The sequence below is a fragment of the Methanothermobacter sp. THM-1 genome, assembly GCF_009914355.1.
GTDB classification, from domain to species: Archaea; Methanobacteriota; Methanobacteria; order Methanobacteriales; family Methanothermobacteraceae; genus Methanothermobacter; species Methanothermobacter wolfei.
The window spans coordinates 303723-319672 of record NZ_CP044013.1; the positions used below are offsets into that span (position 1 = coordinate 303723).

General features: G+C 47.7%; 20 protein-coding genes. 13 read left to right on the forward strand and 7 right to left on the reverse strand.

Annotated elements, in window-relative coordinates:
* The first annotated feature begins 30 nt into the window (after window positions 1-30).
* The 4 genes from FZP57_RS01595 (at window position 31) to FZP57_RS01605 (ending at window position 3293) form a co-directional block, all read left to right on the forward strand.
* A complete protein-coding gene (locus tag FZP57_RS01595) occupies window positions 31-1518 on the forward strand; it encodes an NAD(P)/FAD-dependent oxidoreductase (protein WP_074358476.1) in 1488 nt (495 codons plus the stop codon).
* Entirely contained in the window at window positions 1490-1774 is a 285-nt protein-coding gene (locus tag FZP57_RS09275) for a hypothetical protein (protein WP_238337948.1), read from the forward strand. Before FZP57_RS01595 ends, FZP57_RS09275 begins: the two co-directional genes overlap by 29 nt.
* A complete protein-coding gene (locus FZP57_RS01600; protein WP_238338005.1) occupies window positions 1693-2295 on the forward strand; it encodes a squalene/phytoene synthase family protein in 603 nt (200 codons plus the stop codon). The genes FZP57_RS09275 and FZP57_RS01600 overlap by 82 nt, the downstream gene beginning before the upstream one ends.
* 107 nt (window positions 2296-2402) lie before the next feature.
* Window positions 2403-3293: a prenyltransferase gene (locus FZP57_RS01605; RefSeq protein ID WP_074358477.1), complete on the forward strand. Its 891-nt coding sequence runs from the start codon at window positions 2403-2405 to the stop codon at window positions 3291-3293.
* 33 nt (window positions 3294-3326) lie between these two features.
* Here the strand turns inward: FZP57_RS01605 and cruF are convergent, their stop codons facing one another.
* From cruF to FZP57_RS01620, 3 genes are read right to left on the reverse strand one after another with little or no spacing between them, the layout of a single operon-like run.
* A complete protein-coding gene (cruF, locus tag FZP57_RS01610) occupies window positions 3327-4073 on the reverse strand; it encodes a bisanhydrobacterioruberin hydratase CruF (RefSeq protein WP_238337949.1) in 747 nt (248 codons plus the stop codon).
* Window positions 4042-4854, reverse strand: coding sequence for a carbon-nitrogen hydrolase family protein (locus FZP57_RS01615; protein ID WP_191216565.1), 813 nt, complete (start codon window positions 4852-4854; stop codon window positions 4042-4044). The genes cruF and FZP57_RS01615 overlap by 32 nt, the downstream gene beginning before the upstream one ends.
* Before the next feature lie 52 nt (window positions 4855-4906).
* Window positions 4907-5458 (reverse strand): manganese efflux pump MntP family protein, encoded by a 552-nt coding sequence (locus FZP57_RS01620; protein ID WP_191216364.1) that lies wholly within the window; start codon window positions 5456-5458, stop codon window positions 4907-4909.
* A 333-nt stretch (window positions 5459-5791) separates the two neighbouring features.
* Between FZP57_RS01620 and FZP57_RS01625 the strand changes: the two genes are divergently transcribed.
* Window positions 5792-6652 (forward strand): AAA family ATPase, encoded by an 861-nt coding sequence (locus FZP57_RS01625; protein ID WP_370518340.1) that lies wholly within the window; start codon window positions 5792-5794, stop codon window positions 6650-6652.
* A 77-nt stretch (window positions 6653-6729) separates the two neighbouring features.
* On the forward strand, window positions 6730-7758 hold the full coding sequence (locus FZP57_RS01630; RefSeq protein ID WP_238337951.1) for a VWA domain-containing protein: 1029 nt from the start codon (window positions 6730-6732) through the stop codon (window positions 7756-7758).
* A gap of 12 nt (window positions 7759-7770) precedes the next feature.
* Here FZP57_RS01630 and nucS read toward each other — a convergent pair whose 3' ends face one another.
* Window positions 7771-8523: an endonuclease NucS gene (gene nucS / locus FZP57_RS01635; protein ID WP_074358481.1), complete on the reverse strand. Its 753-nt coding sequence runs from the start codon at window positions 8521-8523 to the stop codon at window positions 7771-7773.
* Between the two features lie 273 nt (window positions 8524-8796).
* Here nucS and FZP57_RS01640 point away from each other — a divergent pair, with 273 nt between their 5' ends.
* On the forward strand, window positions 8797-10194 hold the full coding sequence (locus tag FZP57_RS01640) for a M48 family metallopeptidase (RefSeq protein ID WP_074358482.1): 1398 nt from the start codon (window positions 8797-8799) through the stop codon (window positions 10192-10194).
* Between the two features lie 30 nt (window positions 10195-10224).
* Here FZP57_RS01640 and FZP57_RS01645 read toward each other — a convergent pair whose 3' ends face one another.
* Complete coding sequence (locus tag FZP57_RS01645; protein WP_238337952.1) at window positions 10225-10536, reverse strand: hypothetical protein; 312 nt, start codon at window positions 10534-10536, stop codon at window positions 10225-10227.
* A gap of 137 nt (window positions 10537-10673) precedes the next feature.
* Between FZP57_RS01645 and FZP57_RS01650 the strand changes: the two genes are divergently transcribed.
* From FZP57_RS01650 to FZP57_RS01670, 5 genes are all read left to right on the forward strand, one after another.
* Entirely contained in the window at window positions 10674-10904 is a 231-nt protein-coding gene (locus FZP57_RS01650) for a ferredoxin (RefSeq protein WP_074358483.1), read from the forward strand.
* Between the two features lie 150 nt (window positions 10905-11054).
* Window positions 11055-12011, forward strand: a complete 957-nt coding sequence (locus FZP57_RS01655) for an alpha/beta fold hydrolase (protein WP_084531126.1) — start codon at window positions 11055-11057, stop codon at window positions 12009-12011.
* A gap of 110 nt (window positions 12012-12121) precedes the next feature.
* Window positions 12122-12400 carry a DUF5750 family protein gene (locus FZP57_RS01660; protein ID WP_074358485.1) on the forward strand — a complete coding sequence of 93 codons (279 nt, stop codon included), beginning with the start codon at window positions 12122-12124 and terminating at the stop codon, window positions 12398-12400.
* Window positions 12401-12504: 104 nt separating this feature from the next.
* Window positions 12505-12777 carry a hypothetical protein gene (locus FZP57_RS01665; RefSeq protein ID WP_191216365.1) on the forward strand — a complete coding sequence of 91 codons (273 nt, stop codon included), beginning with the start codon at window positions 12505-12507 and terminating at the stop codon, window positions 12775-12777.
* Window positions 12767-13210, forward strand: coding sequence for an HIT family protein (locus FZP57_RS01670; protein WP_074358487.1), 444 nt, complete (start codon window positions 12767-12769; stop codon window positions 13208-13210). The genes FZP57_RS01665 and FZP57_RS01670 overlap by 11 nt, the downstream gene beginning before the upstream one ends.
* Window positions 13211-13262: 52 nt before the next feature.
* On the opposite strand, the gene FZP57_RS01675 is transcribed toward FZP57_RS01670, so the two are convergent.
* Complete coding sequence (locus FZP57_RS01675) at window positions 13263-13667, reverse strand: ferritin-like domain-containing protein (RefSeq protein ID WP_074358488.1); 405 nt, start codon at window positions 13665-13667, stop codon at window positions 13263-13265.
* A gap of 94 nt (window positions 13668-13761) precedes the next feature.
* Here FZP57_RS01675 and FZP57_RS01680 point away from each other — a divergent pair, with 94 nt between their 5' ends.
* On the forward strand, window positions 13762-14862 hold the full coding sequence (locus FZP57_RS01680) for a DUF362 domain-containing protein (protein WP_191216366.1): 1101 nt from the start codon (window positions 13762-13764) through the stop codon (window positions 14860-14862).
* Window positions 14863-14932: 70 nt separating this feature from the next.
* On the opposite strand, the gene nadA is transcribed toward FZP57_RS01680, so the two are convergent.
* Window positions 14933-15844 (reverse strand): quinolinate synthase, encoded by a 912-nt coding sequence (nadA, locus tag FZP57_RS01685; protein ID WP_074358490.1) that lies wholly within the window; start codon window positions 15842-15844, stop codon window positions 14933-14935.
* Window positions 15845-15950: the final 106 nt, after the last annotated feature.

The following is a 15950-nucleotide window of genomic DNA, read 5'->3' on the forward strand; positions in this document are numbered from 1 at the left end:
TAACAGTAGACTTATGAATGGGGGGTTATCATGGAAGCCATAATTGTAGGATCCGGATTTGGAGGGTTATCTGCAGCAGCCCTCCTTGCAAAGAAGGATTTCAGTGTCACGGTTATAGAAAAGAATGAGGGTCCCGGGGGCCGTGCAAGCGTATACAGTGAAGGCGGCTTCACATTTGATATGGGTCCATCATGGTACCTCATGCCAGATATATTCCAGAGCTTCTTTGAGGAGTTCGGAAAGAAGCCGGAGGACTTCTTTGAACTTAAAAGGCTGGATCCCTCCTATAAGGTGTTCTTTGATAATGAGAAGACCGTCAGCATATCAGCCGATATTGAAAAAAATTATGAGCTCTTCGATAGCTTTGAGGAGAGGGGGGCTGAAAAACTCAGGGATTACCTGGAATCAGCAGGGAAACTCTATGAATCCGTTGTAAAGAAGATGCTGTACAGGGATTACAGGTCAATCCTTGATTTACTCAACGGAAAACTTCTCCTGCAGGGCCTGAGGCTCAACATACTGGAGTCCCTTGAACACTTCGTCAGCCGCCGCTTTGAAAGTGAGGAGGCCCGTAAGATCCTCCAGTACTCCATAGGGTTCCTTGGAAGCGCCCCCCAGAACACACCATCCATGTACCATATAATGTCACACATCGACATGACAATGGGGGTCTTCTACCCTGAAGGCGGTATAAGACGGGTTGCGGCTTCCATATATGAACTGGCCCTTGCACATGGCGCCAGATTCCATTTCAACGAGGAAGTTAAACGGATAGAGGTCACCGATGGAAGGGCAATCTCGGTTATAACCGATAAAAACATCTATGAAGCAGATGCTGTAGTTGTGAACGCCGATTACCCCCACAGTGAACTTGAACTCCTTGATAAACCCCACCGCACCTATGATGAGGATTACTGGAAATCAAGGGTCCCCGCACCATCCGCCTTTGTGGCTTATCTCGGTGTTGATCGTGTCTTTGACAGCCTGGAGCACCATAACCTCTTCCTTGAGAAGGACTGGGCAGAGAAGTTTCAGCAGGTCTTTGATCCAGAAAAGGCTGCCTGGCCAGAGAAACCATCATACTATGTCAATGTACCCTCAAGGACCGACACAACGGCAGCACCTGAAGGCTCTGACACCCTCTTTATACTGGTCCCCCTTGCCCCTGGAATGGAGGACACACCAGAACTCAGGGAGAGGCTCTACAGTAACATAATGGACGACCTTGAGGAGAAGATAGGTGAAAATATAAGGGAACACGTGGTTGTTAAGAGAATATTCGCCATAAATGACTTCAGGGAGCGCTACAACGCATACAGAGGCACAGCCCTTGGCCTGTCACATACACTTAGACAGACAGCACTCTGGAGGCCTTCACATAAGAGCAGGAAGGTTAAGAACCTCTACTACACAGGACAGTACACCCATCCAGGTATAGGGGTCCCGATGACACTCATATCCTCCCAGATAGTGTGCAGGGAGATCCAGGATGAACTGGAGGATATTAAGGCCAAATAAAGAATCATGCCATGATGCAGGTGATGGAAAATTGGTTGATGACAGGATTTATTCGATATTCAAGAGGGGAAGTAAAACATACTTCTACAGCACCCTTTTCTTCCCGGGGGATGTTAGAAGGGATGTCTTCATCCTCTACAGTTTTTTAAGAAAGCTGATGACTACGTTGATGCCATACCCCAGGATACCGAGGGGTTCTATTCCTTTGTTGAACGATACAGGACGGCCATGTCAGGTGAGAGGACAGGGGACATAGTTGTTGACTCATTTTCAGAGCTATCAGCAAGGAAATCATTCAGGAGGGAATGGACAGACGCATTCCTCAAGTCCATGGAGATGGATATAACCGTTTCGGACTACGGTACAATGAAGGACCTTGATGAGTATCTCTTCGGATCATCCGAGGTTGTCGGGCTTTTTATGGCCCGGATAATGGGACTGGATGAAGATTCCTATCCCTATGCAAGGTACCTTGGAAGGGCCATGCAGTATGTTAACTTCATAAGGGATATTTCAGAGGACCTCCAGCTTGGAAGACTTTATTTCCCCAGGGAGGAACTTGAAAGATTTGACCTTGAAAGCCTGGAGTACGGGGAGGTGATGGGAAAGAAGGATAACTTCATATCATTCCTCAGGGCCCAGATAGGGATATACAGGGAGTGGCAGAGCACCGCAGAGAAGGGCTATTCATACATACCCTACCGTTATCTTCTGCCGATAAAGACCGCAGCGGACATGTACCTCTGGACGGCCCGTGTCATAGAAATGAACCCCTAACGGTCTATGAAAGGAAGGTCAAGCCATCAAAGGGAAGGATAGTCTCGGGGGCGATCACCAACATGTTCCGCATCATACCCGTGACCCACAGGGGCTGAAGTGATCAAATGGTCATCCAAGGGTCTCAAGGGCATGGAGGTGTCACTGACACCTTCAAATTCATCTTAAGAGTATCAAGGCCGCGTTTCTGGATTTACACCGGTGGAACATATGTTATAGGGTACACGCTGGGTGCATACGGGTTCATGGATTTCCTGGCCCCCTCTTACTATGTATACCTCATTTATTTCTTCCTGCCGGCGAACATCTTCATCTACGGTGTGAATGACTGCTGGGATGAGGAGACAGACTGCCTGAATCCAAAGAAGGGAACCATGGAGCACATGCTCGAGTCCTTTGAGAGAAGGAAACTGCTCATCTCACTGGCAGCCGTGGCGGTCCTCAGCGCGGTTCTCATGTTATCCCAGACACCCGAGGAGGCACTGATATTCCTGGGCTTCCTTTTCCTCTCCTACTTCTACAGTGCACCGCCCCTGAGGTTCAAGGAGAAGCCTTTCCTTGACTTCTCATCCAATTACCTCTACATAATGCCAGGGATATTCGGTTATAACCTGGTGACAGGATCATTACCCGATTTAAATCTGTTAGTTGCAGGGTTCTGCCATATAGCTGCGATGCACATCTTCTCTGCAGTCCCTGACACAGAATATGATTCTGAAGCCGGCATCATAACCACACCTGTCTTCATAGGGAGGAGGAAGGCCCTTGGACTCTCAGCATTCTTCTGGATTATACTATCCCTTCTGACGGTACACCTCACGGATTTCCATCCCTTAAGTTTCCTGGTATTCCTGTATCCACTGTTCCCTCTTTCAGTCCTTCTATCTGAGAGGATAAGGATTGAAAGGATTTACTGGTACCTCCCCTACATCAACACTTCACTCGGAGGCCTCCTATTCCTGGCACTTATAAATAATAGGGTCTTCCACTGGATATAGGGTATCAGGAACATCAGCAGGGTCCCCATATGACTACCATAGTCTGAGCCCCGTCCTGTAGAGTATGAGGGTGATGATGACGGTTCCGGTTATGAAGGGGACTTCAAGGCCGGTGAAGAGGGATGCGGCTGTCCAGAAACACATTATGAGGTAGAGGCTTGAAACAGAACCCTCTGGCATTTCCCTGAAACCATCCCTGAGCACGGCCAGGAGTATTAAAGCCGCCAGGAATCCGGTCAGGAGCCACCCTGCAAAGTTCTGCAGGGGCACCCCGTAGAATATACCGGGATTGTCCCAGACCCAGAAACGGAGGGCCACCGCCATGGGGTCTATCACCATGTCACAGAGAACAGCAAGGACGGCCGTCAGAAGAAGGAATCCTGGGAGCCCATCAACAGATTCCTTTGCAAGGTATGCGCAGCCAAGGAAGATTGGAAGCCATGCAAAGGGGACCGTGAAGGGCGTGTACCCCAATAACTTTAAACCTATAATGCCAGTATAATGGAACCCTGAGTATGGAAAACCCGTTATTATGGCGATAGTTTCAAGTACAATTGCATAAACCCCGAGTATAAGTATCAGAATGACGCCACGACCATCCATCCCCCTGATGATGGCAAGGAAGGATGGAACTGCAAGGGCCATGATAAAAAGAACCGATATGATGGAATACCCTGAGATGTTAACATTAACAACAAAGTAGGATACTGTGGCAAGGATTAACCCTGTAAAGAGGATAACGGCCGATTTAAGATTCAGTTTTCCTGGCAGCAGAATCACCCCTGTAGATTTCAGGTCTGCGGTTCCTTAGAATGGGAAGCTCCCTCCTTGTTTTATCAATGAGTTCCATTTCCAGGTCAAGGGTGAAAACACCCTCCCCTTCATCGGCCTCAAGGACAACACCTCCCCAGGGGTCGGCCACCATTGAGTGGCCATAGGCGACATAACATGCATCAGGGTTCCTTGCCTGAGAGACCCCAACACAGTAGCACTGGTTGTCAAGGGCCCTCGACCTTATAAGGAGTTCCCAGTGGGCCGGGCCCGTTGTCATATTGAAGGCCCCGGGGAATATGAGTATCTCTGCTCCTTCAAGGACCATCATCCTTGAAAGTTCCGGGAAACGGATATCATAGCATATACCGACCCCCACCCTACCGTGGGGGGTGTCTATCACGGTTGCACCGTCACCGGCAAGGAGGCTCTCTGACTCCCTGAAGGTTATCTCTCCTGGAACATCGATATCAAAGAGATGAACCTTCCTGTGCCTCCCGGCGATATTTCCAGCATCATCAATGATGAATGATGTGTTGTACACTCCCTCGGGTGTCTTTTCAGGAATTGAACCCGCCACTATGTAAACACCGAGTTCCTCTGCAAGGACCCCCATGGCACCTACGGCGGGTCCATTTTCATCTTCAGCATACACGGCAAACCTCATGGTGTCATAGGGGCATATGAACATTTCAGGGAGCACCACAAGGTCAGCCCCCATACCGGCGGCTTCCCGCACCATTGAAGATGCCCTTTCAATGTTCCCATACTTATCTTCAGTTACAAGCATCTGGCAGATCCCGATTTTAATATCAAACACCTCCCCGTAGCTTTCATGATTATCAGAGCGCGGTGTTCTCAAGAAGTATCTTCAAACCTATGATTATGAGGATGACGCCTCCAAGGGCCTCGGTCCGGTTCTCAAAGATATGCCCTATCCTCTCACCCAGATAACTCCCCCCAATGGACATGATGAAGCTCAGGACCCCTATTATCAGGACAGGGAGCCATATGGAGAGGTCGAGGAGCGCGAAGCTCACACCAACAGCAAAGGCATCTATACTTGTTGCAATGGACAGAATGAAGAGTTCACGGTAATTGAACTCGAATTCATCCTCCTCAAGCATGAAGCTTTCGTATATCATCTTCAAACCGATTATGAGGAGCAGAAGGAACGCAATCCATGGTGCGAATGCTGATACAATGGCCTGGATTTCAAGTCCTGATAACCATCCAAGGACAGGCATACCGGCCTGGAATATGCCAAAGGATAGTGCGGATATCAGGGTATAGTTGACTCCTGATTCATGGGTGATGACTCCCCTGCTTACCGAGACACTGAATACATCCATTCCAAGTCCAATTCCAAGAAATACCATTGACAGGATGTCCATTCTATCACTGCTTTAATTCTGTGAACGAATATTTACTTTTAATGAGATTCCATATTTGAAGAAAGTTTTACATTCACTTCATGAGAATCCCATAGGTGCTAGGACAAGGCCACATATACACATCTTATGGGCATGTATCCTTATAGGATATACTGTCTTAATAACCTATTCCTCAGCTTTAGTGGAATCAGGATACTCTTTCCAGGCGCTGAAGGTTCCAGAGGAGAGAAGAATCCGGGCTTCCCCTCTCACCATACCCTGAAGGAAACTCTTCATCAATGTTTATTAGACCTTCAAACAAAGAATTAGTCTGAGGATAGATGTGTGATGAAAATGGATCCATCAGGAAGAATAAAAGAACTTGAATCAGCCCTCAGAAACTCAGGATACATACCTGACAGGGAAATACTTATAACACTATTCCTCTCACTGGAACTTAAAAAACCGGTACTTGTGGAGGGTCCTCCAGGGACAGGTAAAACACTTCTTGCCAGAAAAACGGCAGAGGCCCTTGGAAGGGACTTTTTCAGGATACAGTGCTATGAGGGGATAACCTTTGAGCAGATCGTTGGGGAGTGGAACTATCAGAAACAGCTCCTGAGCCTTGAGAAGTCACGTCTGGGTGGCTATGAGGAGGATGTTTTTGGTGAGGAGTACTTCATAAAGAGACCACTTCTCTCGGCTTTCATCAATGATAAACCCTCACTGATACTGATAGATGAGATAGACAAGGCCGATGAGGAGGTTGAGAGTTTCCTGCTCCAGGCACTGGGTGAAAAGCAGATAACGGTCAATGACCTTGGAACCTTTGACCTTAAAAATGATATAATGGTGTTTTTAACATCCAACTCCCAGAGGAACCTCCTTGATGAAACAAGGGACAGATGCCTCTACCTCTACATAGACTACCCGTCCCCTGAGAGGGAGATGGAGATAGTGAAGGCCCATGTTCCATCAGTGCCCATGGGAATACTTGAGGAGGCAGTTTACTTTATAAACAGGGTTAGAAGGCTCAGCATCATAAAGAAGCCGTCCATCAGGGCTACTGTTGACTGGGTTAAAACCCTCATGTCACTCGGAAGGGAGCATATCGATGATGAGACCCTTGAGGAAACCCTTGGTGTGATCGTGAAGAACAGATCCGATGGAGATAAGGTAAGGGACCTCTTAAAATCAGGAATAAAAGAAAAATGAATGAAATAATCCGTTTTTCAAATATACTAAGGGATAAAAACGTCCCTGTCAGTATAAGAAGCACTAAAGATGCTTTCATGGCATACAGGATGTTCCGGGGGCGTGATGAACTCAGGGAGGCCCTCTTCTCTGTTTATGTTAAGGATATGAGGCACGCCGATGCATTCATGGAAGCATATGGGGAGGTGTTCGGGACAGCAGGGAAGGATGAACCCCTGGAATCAGGGGAGGATTCCACTGAGATTATCCAGGCACCCGACGGCGATATCAATGGAAAGGAAGGGGAATCCCTAATCCTTGATGATTTTAATGAACTTAAACCCGAGATTGAGGAAATAATTGACCTCAGGGGTGATGAGAGGAACATAATCGACAGGGATATGTCCACCCTGGACGCATTTGACCCTGAAATATTTGAACTCTGCCGCAGATTAGGGATTAAAATCGCAAACCGAAGGTCAAGGAGGCTCAGACAGTCAAAGAGGACGCGGCCGGATATCAGGAGGAGCATACGCAGGAACCTGAAGCATGGAGGCACCCTCATCGAGCTCCTAAGGTCAGAGCCAAGGGAGAGGAAAAGTCAGCACATATTCCTCAGTGATGTTAGCGGTTCATGCGACTGGATAAGTAACTGGTTCTTCTGCATAGTCTATGCTGCACAGAAAACCTTCTACAGGTCAAGATTCTTTGACTTTGACAGCAAGATCGTTGAGACAACCCACCTCCTTGACGAAGAAGACCTTTACGATGCCTTCAGGAACCTCAGGGAATCAAGGGCCAGGAACCTGATGCTCCACGGCACATCAAACATGTACACGGCCTTCAGGGAGTTCCTTGAGAACGTCAGCTTCACAGGGAGATCATATATAGTGATACTCTCTGACTGCCGTGACTGGGCCGGCCCAAAAAGGAATGGTGTCCCTGAAAGCCAGGGGTTAATTTCTGAGATGGCTGAAGGGGCCAGAAGGGTGCTTATACTCAACCCTGAACCCTCAAAAAAGTGGGATGCTGTTGATAGCTGCGTATCCCTTTACAGGGATGCCGGGGCAACCATAAAGGAGGTCAGGACACTCAGGCAGCTTGCAGAGGCCATAGAGAAACTATAGGCATATGATGGATCAGCTGAAGTTATCCAGGGTGACTCCCCTGGCTGAACGGAGCTCCCTGAGGGGTTCAAGGGACCTGAACTCCAGGCCCTCATCCTCCAGCATCTCCATAGCATCATGGGTTATTGATGGTGCTACAAGCATGCCCCTGACACCCCTCCTGTCATCCCGGAATTCATCAAGGTACCTTTTGAGCTGTTTAACCGCACTCACACCGGCTTTCCTGCTTTTAAGTTCAATTATGACCAGGGAACCATTCTCATCCTTCCCGAGGATATCTATAAAACCGGCATCCGTGGAGTATTCCCTGGCAACCGGCCTGAAACCCTTCTCAATCAGGTGGGGATGCTCCATTATCATATCACCCATATCCCTTTCATGTCCAGCCACCTCAAGTTCATGCCGGTCCCTTGCAGTGTAGCAGGATACCAGGTGGGCTTCATGGATCTCGACTTCAAGGCGCTCCTCAGGGGACCTCCTTATACTTTCAAGGTATAGCTTCCCCCCCTTCATGTAGCTCCTGCATCTTGATCTGGGGGGCTGCCAGTTCACCGGGTCCACCTTACGGTCCTGGTGTATCATGAAGGTCCCATCCGGTTTTATGACGATCAAACGCTCTCCAGGTTCAAGCCGGCTCCTGGCACGGCCCTCATAGGATGCACTGCAGCATGCAAGTATCACGATAAGCACCCTCTTCCTTATGCCTTCCTCAATAACCCTGTAGGCCTTCTTGGGGGATGGATTTTCAAAAACCTGACACTTCATAGGATTCACTTCTTCTGGGGTTACGTCTTCTCTTTTTTCATTTTGACTTTATTTTATTAGGTGGGGGTCTTTATGGTTTTCATTTTGACTTTCTTTTATTAGATTTTTGGAGGGAGAAGTTTATGGCTTCGGGATTATATTTTCTTCTAGATCTTCTAAAACTATTAGTACTTCAAGGGATAACCTATATTATGGTCTCATAGGAGGGATTCAGAATGCTCATAGACCCTATGAGATACTGTGCCATTCCATTCCTCGGGAGATAGGGTTATCATGATAAAGGAGTTTGTTATAGGGACAGAGCTCTCCCCGGCATATTACACTGACCTCCTTGATTTCATATACAGGTACTATTTTCTTCCAGGGGATTTCCTGGAAACCCGGAGATCCGGGGACCGGATAGTATTCAGTGCCCTGATTAAGGGGAAAGGGGTGCGGGGTGAGATAATCCCGGGCGAAAACTTCAGGCTTGTACTCGAGTACCCCCCGGACCTTGAGGCTGAAGCAGAGGGGATATATGAGGATATATTCACATCAATCCAGGTCTTTGAGGAAAACATGCGCCAGCACACCATATACTTTGCCTGGGTTGAGGGGGAGGAGATAATCCCTGAAAAGCCACCCTCAACCAGGAGGATGGCGTCAAAGAGCATATTCGGGAGCAGCCTCCTCCTTCTTTACATAATGTTCTTCGGCATCAACATATTCCTTTTCCTGCTGCTGGGGATATACGCTGTAATCGCCATACTACTCCTGCAGCTGGGGATCATACTCTCATCAGATAAATTATATGCAAGGATGGGTGAATGGACGGTTACACGTGAAAACCCCTACGTGCATGTCATCCAGTTCCAGCTACCAGAGGATGAGTTCAGATTCTTCATAAAGACCATGGGTGAGGATGCCATCGTGCAGATAAAGAGGAAAATCTACAGCAGGTCACTGGCATATAAGAAGCCACCAACCTGTGATGTTGCAAGGGATGTGCTGGGAAAACATGGTTTCAGATGCAACCCCCTCCAGGAGAGGTCAAGGACCGTGAACCTCTACGGTATTGTTGATGAAGCAGCCAGAAAATTCAGGATACCCACACCCAGGATAGTTGTATCTAACACCATGGTACCCAACGCCGCAGCCACGGGCCCAAGCCCTGGTAGGGGCCTTGTACTTGTAACAACTGGGCTTATAGTCCAGCTGGATGATGAGGAAATACTTGCAGTCATCGGCCATGAAATGGGACACCTTAAGGGGCGTGACTCGCTCATACTCTTTAGCATAGTGTCTCTTGAGTTCATACTGAGACTCACCGTACTTCTTCCACTGGTTATCATATCACCCATCATCTACATCATCTTTGCAATGGGCCTCATATTCTTCGTGGCAAAGTTCTTTGAGGCAAGGGCTGATCTGCTCTCGGCAATGGTTATAGGCAGACCTGAAGTACTTGCAGGGGCCCTCAGGAAGATAGGATACCAGAAACTTGTGATGGAGAGGATGGGCTCCCAGAGAATAAGGGGCTGGACCGCCTGGGACCCTCACCCTCCGATATACTTCCGGATAAAGAGGCTGGAGAACCTCAGGGACTGCACCGATATTAAAAGCCCCCTTCTGAGGTCCGCAGGAGATGTTATAAGGGGATTCAGGGACTCCATCAGGTGGATGTTTTTATAGGCCCCACCGGTGCGGCGGTCTCAGCAACACCTACTTCACCCTTGAGATCACCGCTTCGATGTCACGGAGGCCTATATCCTCAGGGCCCTTTATCCCGTACCTCATGCACTTGAACTCAACTGATTCCCGGTTTAAAATGTAATCAAAGAGGCTCCGGTACTCTTCGGCTGCAGGGTCATCCAGTCTTATGATCTTTTCGAGTTCAAGGATGGATTCCCTCAGCAGGTCATTTATCCCTTCATGCTTCATCAGTTCCTGGATAAATTCATTCTTCTGACCTTCATATGATCCAAAAAATTTTTCAAAGGACTTCATCTGCTGCATAGCCTTGTAGATTATCACCAGTTTATCCTGCAGCTCCAGGGCTTCATTTCTCGATAAAATATAAGATCCTCCTTTCACATGATAAATCATCTTATAGATTAAGTATTTACTACCGCTCCCCCATATAATCAATTACTGAAGCTTGGGGTGACAGCATGTACAGGCTCGAACTTGATAGGACAATGTGTATATCCTGCGGTAACTGTATTGACAGCTGCCCTGAACTCTTTGAGTTCGGTTATGATGGAATCTCATCAATCATCGGGGCTGAAGCCTCCGATACTCAGATAAGGGAACTGGAGGATCCCCTCTGCAGTGAAAAAGCAGCCAGTAACTGTCCTGTTATGTGTATAAAATTATACAGGGATGGTGAGGAGCTTGTATGATGGAGCCCCAGGGCCCTGCATCATCCCCGTGCACCCTCTCTGACGTTATCATAATATGCTTAAAACAGTTTTACATTGCGTTCAAAGCGCATGCGGCCCTGCCCATGACGTTATCATAATATTCTTAAAAACTGAACAATGGATGATAGAATGGAAGAAACTCAGCCATCATACTTCTCAATGGATGAATTCAGGTTTGAATCAGGAAAAAGGATCACTGACGCTGTTTTTGAATATAAAACAATAGGAGAACCCTCATTTGATGATGATGGCTCCATAAATAATGCTTTAATCTACATTCATGGATGGAGCGGCGACTTTGCATCTGTAAGGAGGATTGAAGGACTCATTGAACATGGAGGCGTCCTTGAAGATTATTTCATAATATCGGCGAGCTCCCTGGGCTCCCCGGGTTCGGCATCCCCATCCACAACTTCACTGGGGGATAAATTCCCTGATTACACCATCCTCGACATGGTGAATTTTCAGAGAAAGTTCATAAGGGATAAATTTGGAATAAAAAGGCTTAAGGGGATCATAGGGACATCGATGGGTGGTTTCCAGGCCCTCCAGTGGGCCGTTTCATACCCCGATGAGATGGAGTTCCTCATACCCCTTGTAACATCTTACAGGGTGAGGGGGATCAACTACGCAGTCTTCAGCTACATGAACCGCATCATTGAGGAGGACCCAGTGTATATGGCGGGTGAGAAACCCGAGAGGGCCCTTTCACTTGCATCCATGTTCATGTATCTCTATGGCCTCTCAAGGGAATACTATCAGGGCCTTGAAAACAGGGAGATAGATCATGCAATGGATGATATGGGCCTTGAAGGGCTGCAGATGGACCCATATGATGTTGTATGGAGGAACAGGGCCGCCATGGGCCATGACCTTACGGGACAGCTCCACAGGATAAGGGCGAAAACCCTGATATTCGGGATCAGACAGGACCAGTACTTCCCACCGGAACTTGAAACGGTTCCAATGGCAGAACTCATACCCGACTCAGAACTGGTTATATTCGATTCAGAATATGGCCATCTTGGAATAAATGAGATATGGAAGTACGGGGAGGTTATAAGGGAATTTATAGGAAGCGAATAATTTTCTGAGGATCCCGTGATTCCCTAATGGGAGGTTTCACTGGACAGTTCGGATGCAACCAGTATGCCGGGCAGTGGTGAGTCTCATATAATCATAGGTGGTGTTAGGTTTTGAAGGTTAAGGTTGAGGATTTTGGCTTCGATGAAGGTGCATGCATGAATTACGTGAGGTACCGTGTATCTGGGCTTGACGATGAACTCATGGAGAAACTCATTGAAAGACTTGAAGAGGACACTGAAATTGATGATGGCGACCTCATGGTAACGGTGTTCTACCAGAAGGAATACTTCCCCTTCGGCTCTGAGGAGGCAAAGGTCCGTATGGATGATTTCATTGCCAGGGAGGAGATTGAGATGACGGTTTTCCTCTCAAGCCTCCTTGAGGACTGAATCCGGTATATGGGGTTGAGGCGTGCCGGTGGAGGCCGGCATGGTTTTATGGTGTGAGGATTGAATCACCGGTGACTGGGAGGGAGCCCCCGGGTTGTGTTGGTATGAAGATTGAATCAATGAAAACAGAGAGGTCCGGTGACCGGTGTAAAATCGTATTAACCCTTCTAACAGGCCCTGAAACCCTGAAGATTTATAATTTACTGAGAGAACGGTTTAAGGATTACTCATTTTCCTTTTCCAAGGATAGGATAACGGTTAAAGCTTCCTTCAGGATCATGGAGCCATGGGAGGATGAAACCGTGGATGAGCTGGGAGAGTCCATCCGTCTTGAATTATCAGATTTCATCAGGGGGCGGGTCCTGGATGGTTTTTGAGGAATATGAATTCGGAGACATCATCTACCAGAGGAGGCACTGGATAATATTCCTTGCACCTAACCAGAGCAACCTCGGGACATGCGTGGTTGCCCTTAAAAGAAATGAAAGGTTCCTTGGAAACCTGGGGAAACCAGAATGGGATGAGATGCTTGAAATAATATCTGAACTTGAATATGCAGTCAGAAGGGAATTTGGGGCCACAATGTTCAACTGGGGCGTTCTCCTTAACACCTTCTACCGTGAGAACACACCCCCACCCCACCTCCACTGGCACTTCATACCCCGCTACAGGAGGGAGGTCGTCGTGAACGGTGAAACCTTTGACGACCCATTCTTCGGGTATATGAGGCCGAGGCCCCCCAGGAATGTCTCTGATGAGACACGTGAGGAGATAAAGTCAAGGATCCTTAAGCACATAAAGGTGGAATAGGTATAAAAAAAGGGATAGATTTGTGTTGGCTGAAGCCACCATGGCAGGGACTTCATAGTTTTGCTATTCTTTCCCTGAACTCCTTCCTGTGCCTTTTCTCCTCATCAACAATGTGCTTCAGCACACCCACAACCTCTTCATCATCTATTATGGCTATCTGCCTCTCGTATTCTTCAATCCCCTCAGTTTCCTTCTCTATCTGTTTTTCAAGGCCTGCCTTTATGTCTTCACCTATGTACTCTATCTCACCAGTCTCCATTGAGGGTCTGCCACCCCTCTTTGTTATGAGATCCGCAAGCCACCACATGTGCCTCATCTCATCAACCGCGATGGCCTCTGTGAGACGGCTTATATCACAGTCCTCAATGACAAAGGAATTGTAGGTGTAGAGCATTGTAGCTTCAAGTTCGTGCCTGAAGTCCCTATTCAGAAGTTCTATTATTTCTTCCGGGTCCATGATACATCACCATAATAACTTTGCTGCTTTCGATATTTATAATTTCAGAGAAAACATATTAATCCATGAAAAAAGAAGATTTAAAGGTGGTTGGATGACAGCAGATGTTTATTTTTCTGATTTCAGGGCAAGGTCACGGGATGAGAACAGGGGGATGAAGATACAGAGACTCTTTGATACGGCCTTCGGTGATGTATTCTCAGAGGATGATGTGGTTGCGGTTAAGGTGCACTTCGGTGAAAGGGGTAATGATTCCTTTGTGAGCCCGGTCCTTGTAAGATACATTGTTGAGAAGATCAGGGAGTCAGGGGCCAGTGTTTTTTTAACCGACACCAACACTCTCTACTATGGATCCAGACACAACTCGGTCCATCACCTTGAAACAGCGATACTAAACGGCTTTGATTATGCTGTTTCCGGTGCACCGATCATAATAGCAGATGGACTGCACGGGAAAAACCAGAGAACAGTCAGGGTGGATGGAAAACACTTCAGTGAGGTTAAGATTGCAGGTGACATACATGATGCTTCTGGGATGGTGGTGGTCTCCCACTTCAAGGGTCACGGGATGAGTGGCTTTGGAGGGGCACTGAAGAACCTTGCAATGGGCTGCGCCACCATTGAGGGGAAGATGGAACAGCATGAATGTGCAAAGCCCATCATTAGGGGTGACTGCACCTCCTGCGGGGCCTGCATCATGGAGTGTCCGGTGGATGCAGTGTGCCTTGAGGATGGCGTCAGGATAGACTATGAAAGGTGCATAGCATGCATGAACTGCCTTGACACCTGTGAAAACCAGGTATTTGACCTTGACTGGGAAAAGGATATACCAGAGTTCATTGAACGGATGATGGAGTATGCCATGGGTGCAGCAGCCCTTAAGGGGGACAGGATATGTTATATGAACTTCCTCATGAACATAACACCAGACTGCGACTGCGTACCCTGGAGCGACCAGAGCATAGTCCCGGATATCGGTATACTGGCATCAAGGGACCCTGTAGCCATTGACACGGCAAGCTATAACCTGGTGAATCAGCAGCCAGGTCACAGGAACTCGCTCCTTGAGAAGAACCATGGTGTGGGTGAGGACAAGTTCAGGGGTGTCTGGGGTGATGTTGATGGAACCCTTCAGCTGAGGTATGCTGAGGGGCTGGGTCTTGGTGTGATGGATTACGGGTTGATTCGTGTGTAGTTTTTCCCTGGTCAGGGTCTTGGTGTGATGGATTACAGTCTGATCCACGTGCAATAACATAAAAAAGTTTTCAGGAAACCTCAATCATCCTCTTAACAGCCCTGATGGCCCTTTCTGCAATATCATCAGGGACTGTGACGGCGAACTCCTCATTTATAAGGGAGTTCTTAACTTTCTCCAGTGTGTGGAGTTTCATGTTCTCACATATGGCCTCAGAGAGGAGGGGTATTGTCTCCTTGTCTGATTCAAGGCCGAGGCGGGTTGTCATGTCAACCTCTGTCCCTATTATGAAGCTTTCACTCTCTGATTCAAGGACCCTCCGAAGTATCCCGCCGGTACTCAGTATATGGTCCGCCATCTCCTGGACTTCAGGGTCACACTCGGGGTGTATAAGGACCTCGGCATCAGGGTACTCCTCCTTCCTTGCCATAACGTCTCCAGGTGTGAACATCTTGTGGACATAACAGTAACCGTTTTCTGGTATTGGGATTATCCTTTTGTCGGTGTGCTGCTGGACGTACCATGCAAGGTTCCTGTCGGGTCCAAAGAGCACCAATTCTTCATCAAGGCTCTCAACAACCTTAACAGCATTAGCAGAGGTGCAGAGGATGTCCGCCTCAGCCTTTGCCTCTGCAAGGGTATTAACGTAGAGTACAACTGCCGCATCAGGGTATCTCTTCCTGGCGGCCCTGACATCATCGGCACTGAGCATGTGGGCCATCGGACACTCAGCACCCCTGTCGGGTATTAGTATCTTTTTATCGGGGTTCAGAATGTAGGCTGTCTCTGCCATGAAGTCAACCCCGCAGAAAACAACCAGATCCACATCATCAAGTTCAGATGCCTTTATACAGAGCTCCAGGGAGTCACCTATGAAATCTGCAATTTCCTGAATCTCCTTTCTCTGATAATTATGTGCAAGTATGATGGCATTCTTATCCTTCTTTAACTCCAAGATCTCCCTTTGCAGTTGATTTAACATGAGATTCCCTACTGAAAAGTTATTGTGAAGTAAAATCAAGAATTAAGACTATTTAATATAGTGGTGGGTCATGTTTTATAAATATTTCTACCCTTTACGGTTCTGA

Excerpts from the sequence above, each read along its gene's own strand:
- FZP57_RS01620 (WP_191216364.1), bottom strand. The coding sequence starts at position 5,458 with ATGGACATCCTGTCAATGGTATTTCTTGGAATTGGACTTGGAATGGAT.
- FZP57_RS01640 (WP_074358482.1), top strand. The coding sequence starts at position 8,797 with ATGATAAAGGAGTTTGTTATAGGGACAGAGCTCTCCCCGGCATATTAC.
- nucS (WP_074358481.1), bottom strand. The coding sequence starts at position 8,523 with ATGAAGTGTCAGGTTTTTGAAAATCCATCCCCCAAGAAGGCCTACAGG.
- FZP57_RS01630 (WP_238337951.1), top strand. The coding sequence starts at position 6,730 with ATGGCATACAGGATGTTCCGGGGGCGTGATGAACTCAGGGAGGCCCTC.
- FZP57_RS01615 (WP_191216565.1), bottom strand. The coding sequence starts at position 4,854 with ATGCTTGTAACTGAAGATAAGTATGGGAACATTGAAAGGGCATCTTCA.
- FZP57_RS01680 (WP_191216366.1), top strand. The coding sequence starts at position 13,762 with ATGACAGCAGATGTTTATTTTTCTGATTTCAGGGCAAGGTCACGGGAT.
- FZP57_RS01625 (WP_370518340.1), top strand. The coding sequence starts at position 5,792 with ATGGATCCATCAGGAAGAATAAAAGAACTTGAATCAGCCCTCAGAAAC.
- FZP57_RS01605 (WP_074358477.1), top strand. The coding sequence starts at position 2,403 with ATGGTCATCCAAGGGTCTCAAGGGCATGGAGGTGTCACTGACACCTTC.
- FZP57_RS01650 (WP_074358483.1), top strand. The coding sequence starts at position 10,674 with ATGTACAGGCTCGAACTTGATAGGACAATGTGTATATCCTGCGGTAAC.
- FZP57_RS01665 (WP_191216365.1), top strand. The coding sequence starts at position 12,505 with ATGAAGATTGAATCAATGAAAACAGAGAGGTCCGGTGACCGGTGTAAA.
- FZP57_RS01595 (WP_074358476.1), top strand. The coding sequence starts at position 31 with ATGGAAGCCATAATTGTAGGATCCGGATTTGGAGGGTTATCTGCAGCA.
- FZP57_RS01675 (WP_074358488.1), bottom strand. The coding sequence starts at position 13,667 with ATGGACCCGGAAGAAATAATAGAACTTCTGAATAGGGACTTCAGGCAC.
- FZP57_RS01670 (WP_074358487.1), top strand. The coding sequence starts at position 12,767 with ATGGTTTTTGAGGAATATGAATTCGGAGACATCATCTACCAGAGGAGG.
- FZP57_RS01655 (WP_084531126.1), top strand. The coding sequence starts at position 11,055 with ATGGAAGAAACTCAGCCATCATACTTCTCAATGGATGAATTCAGGTTT.
- FZP57_RS09275 (WP_238337948.1), top strand. The coding sequence starts at position 1,490 with ATGAACTGGAGGATATTAAGGCCAAATAAAGAATCATGCCATGATGCA.
- nadA (WP_074358490.1), bottom strand. The coding sequence starts at position 15,844 with ATGTTAAATCAACTGCAAAGGGAGATCTTGGAGTTAAAGAAGGATAAG.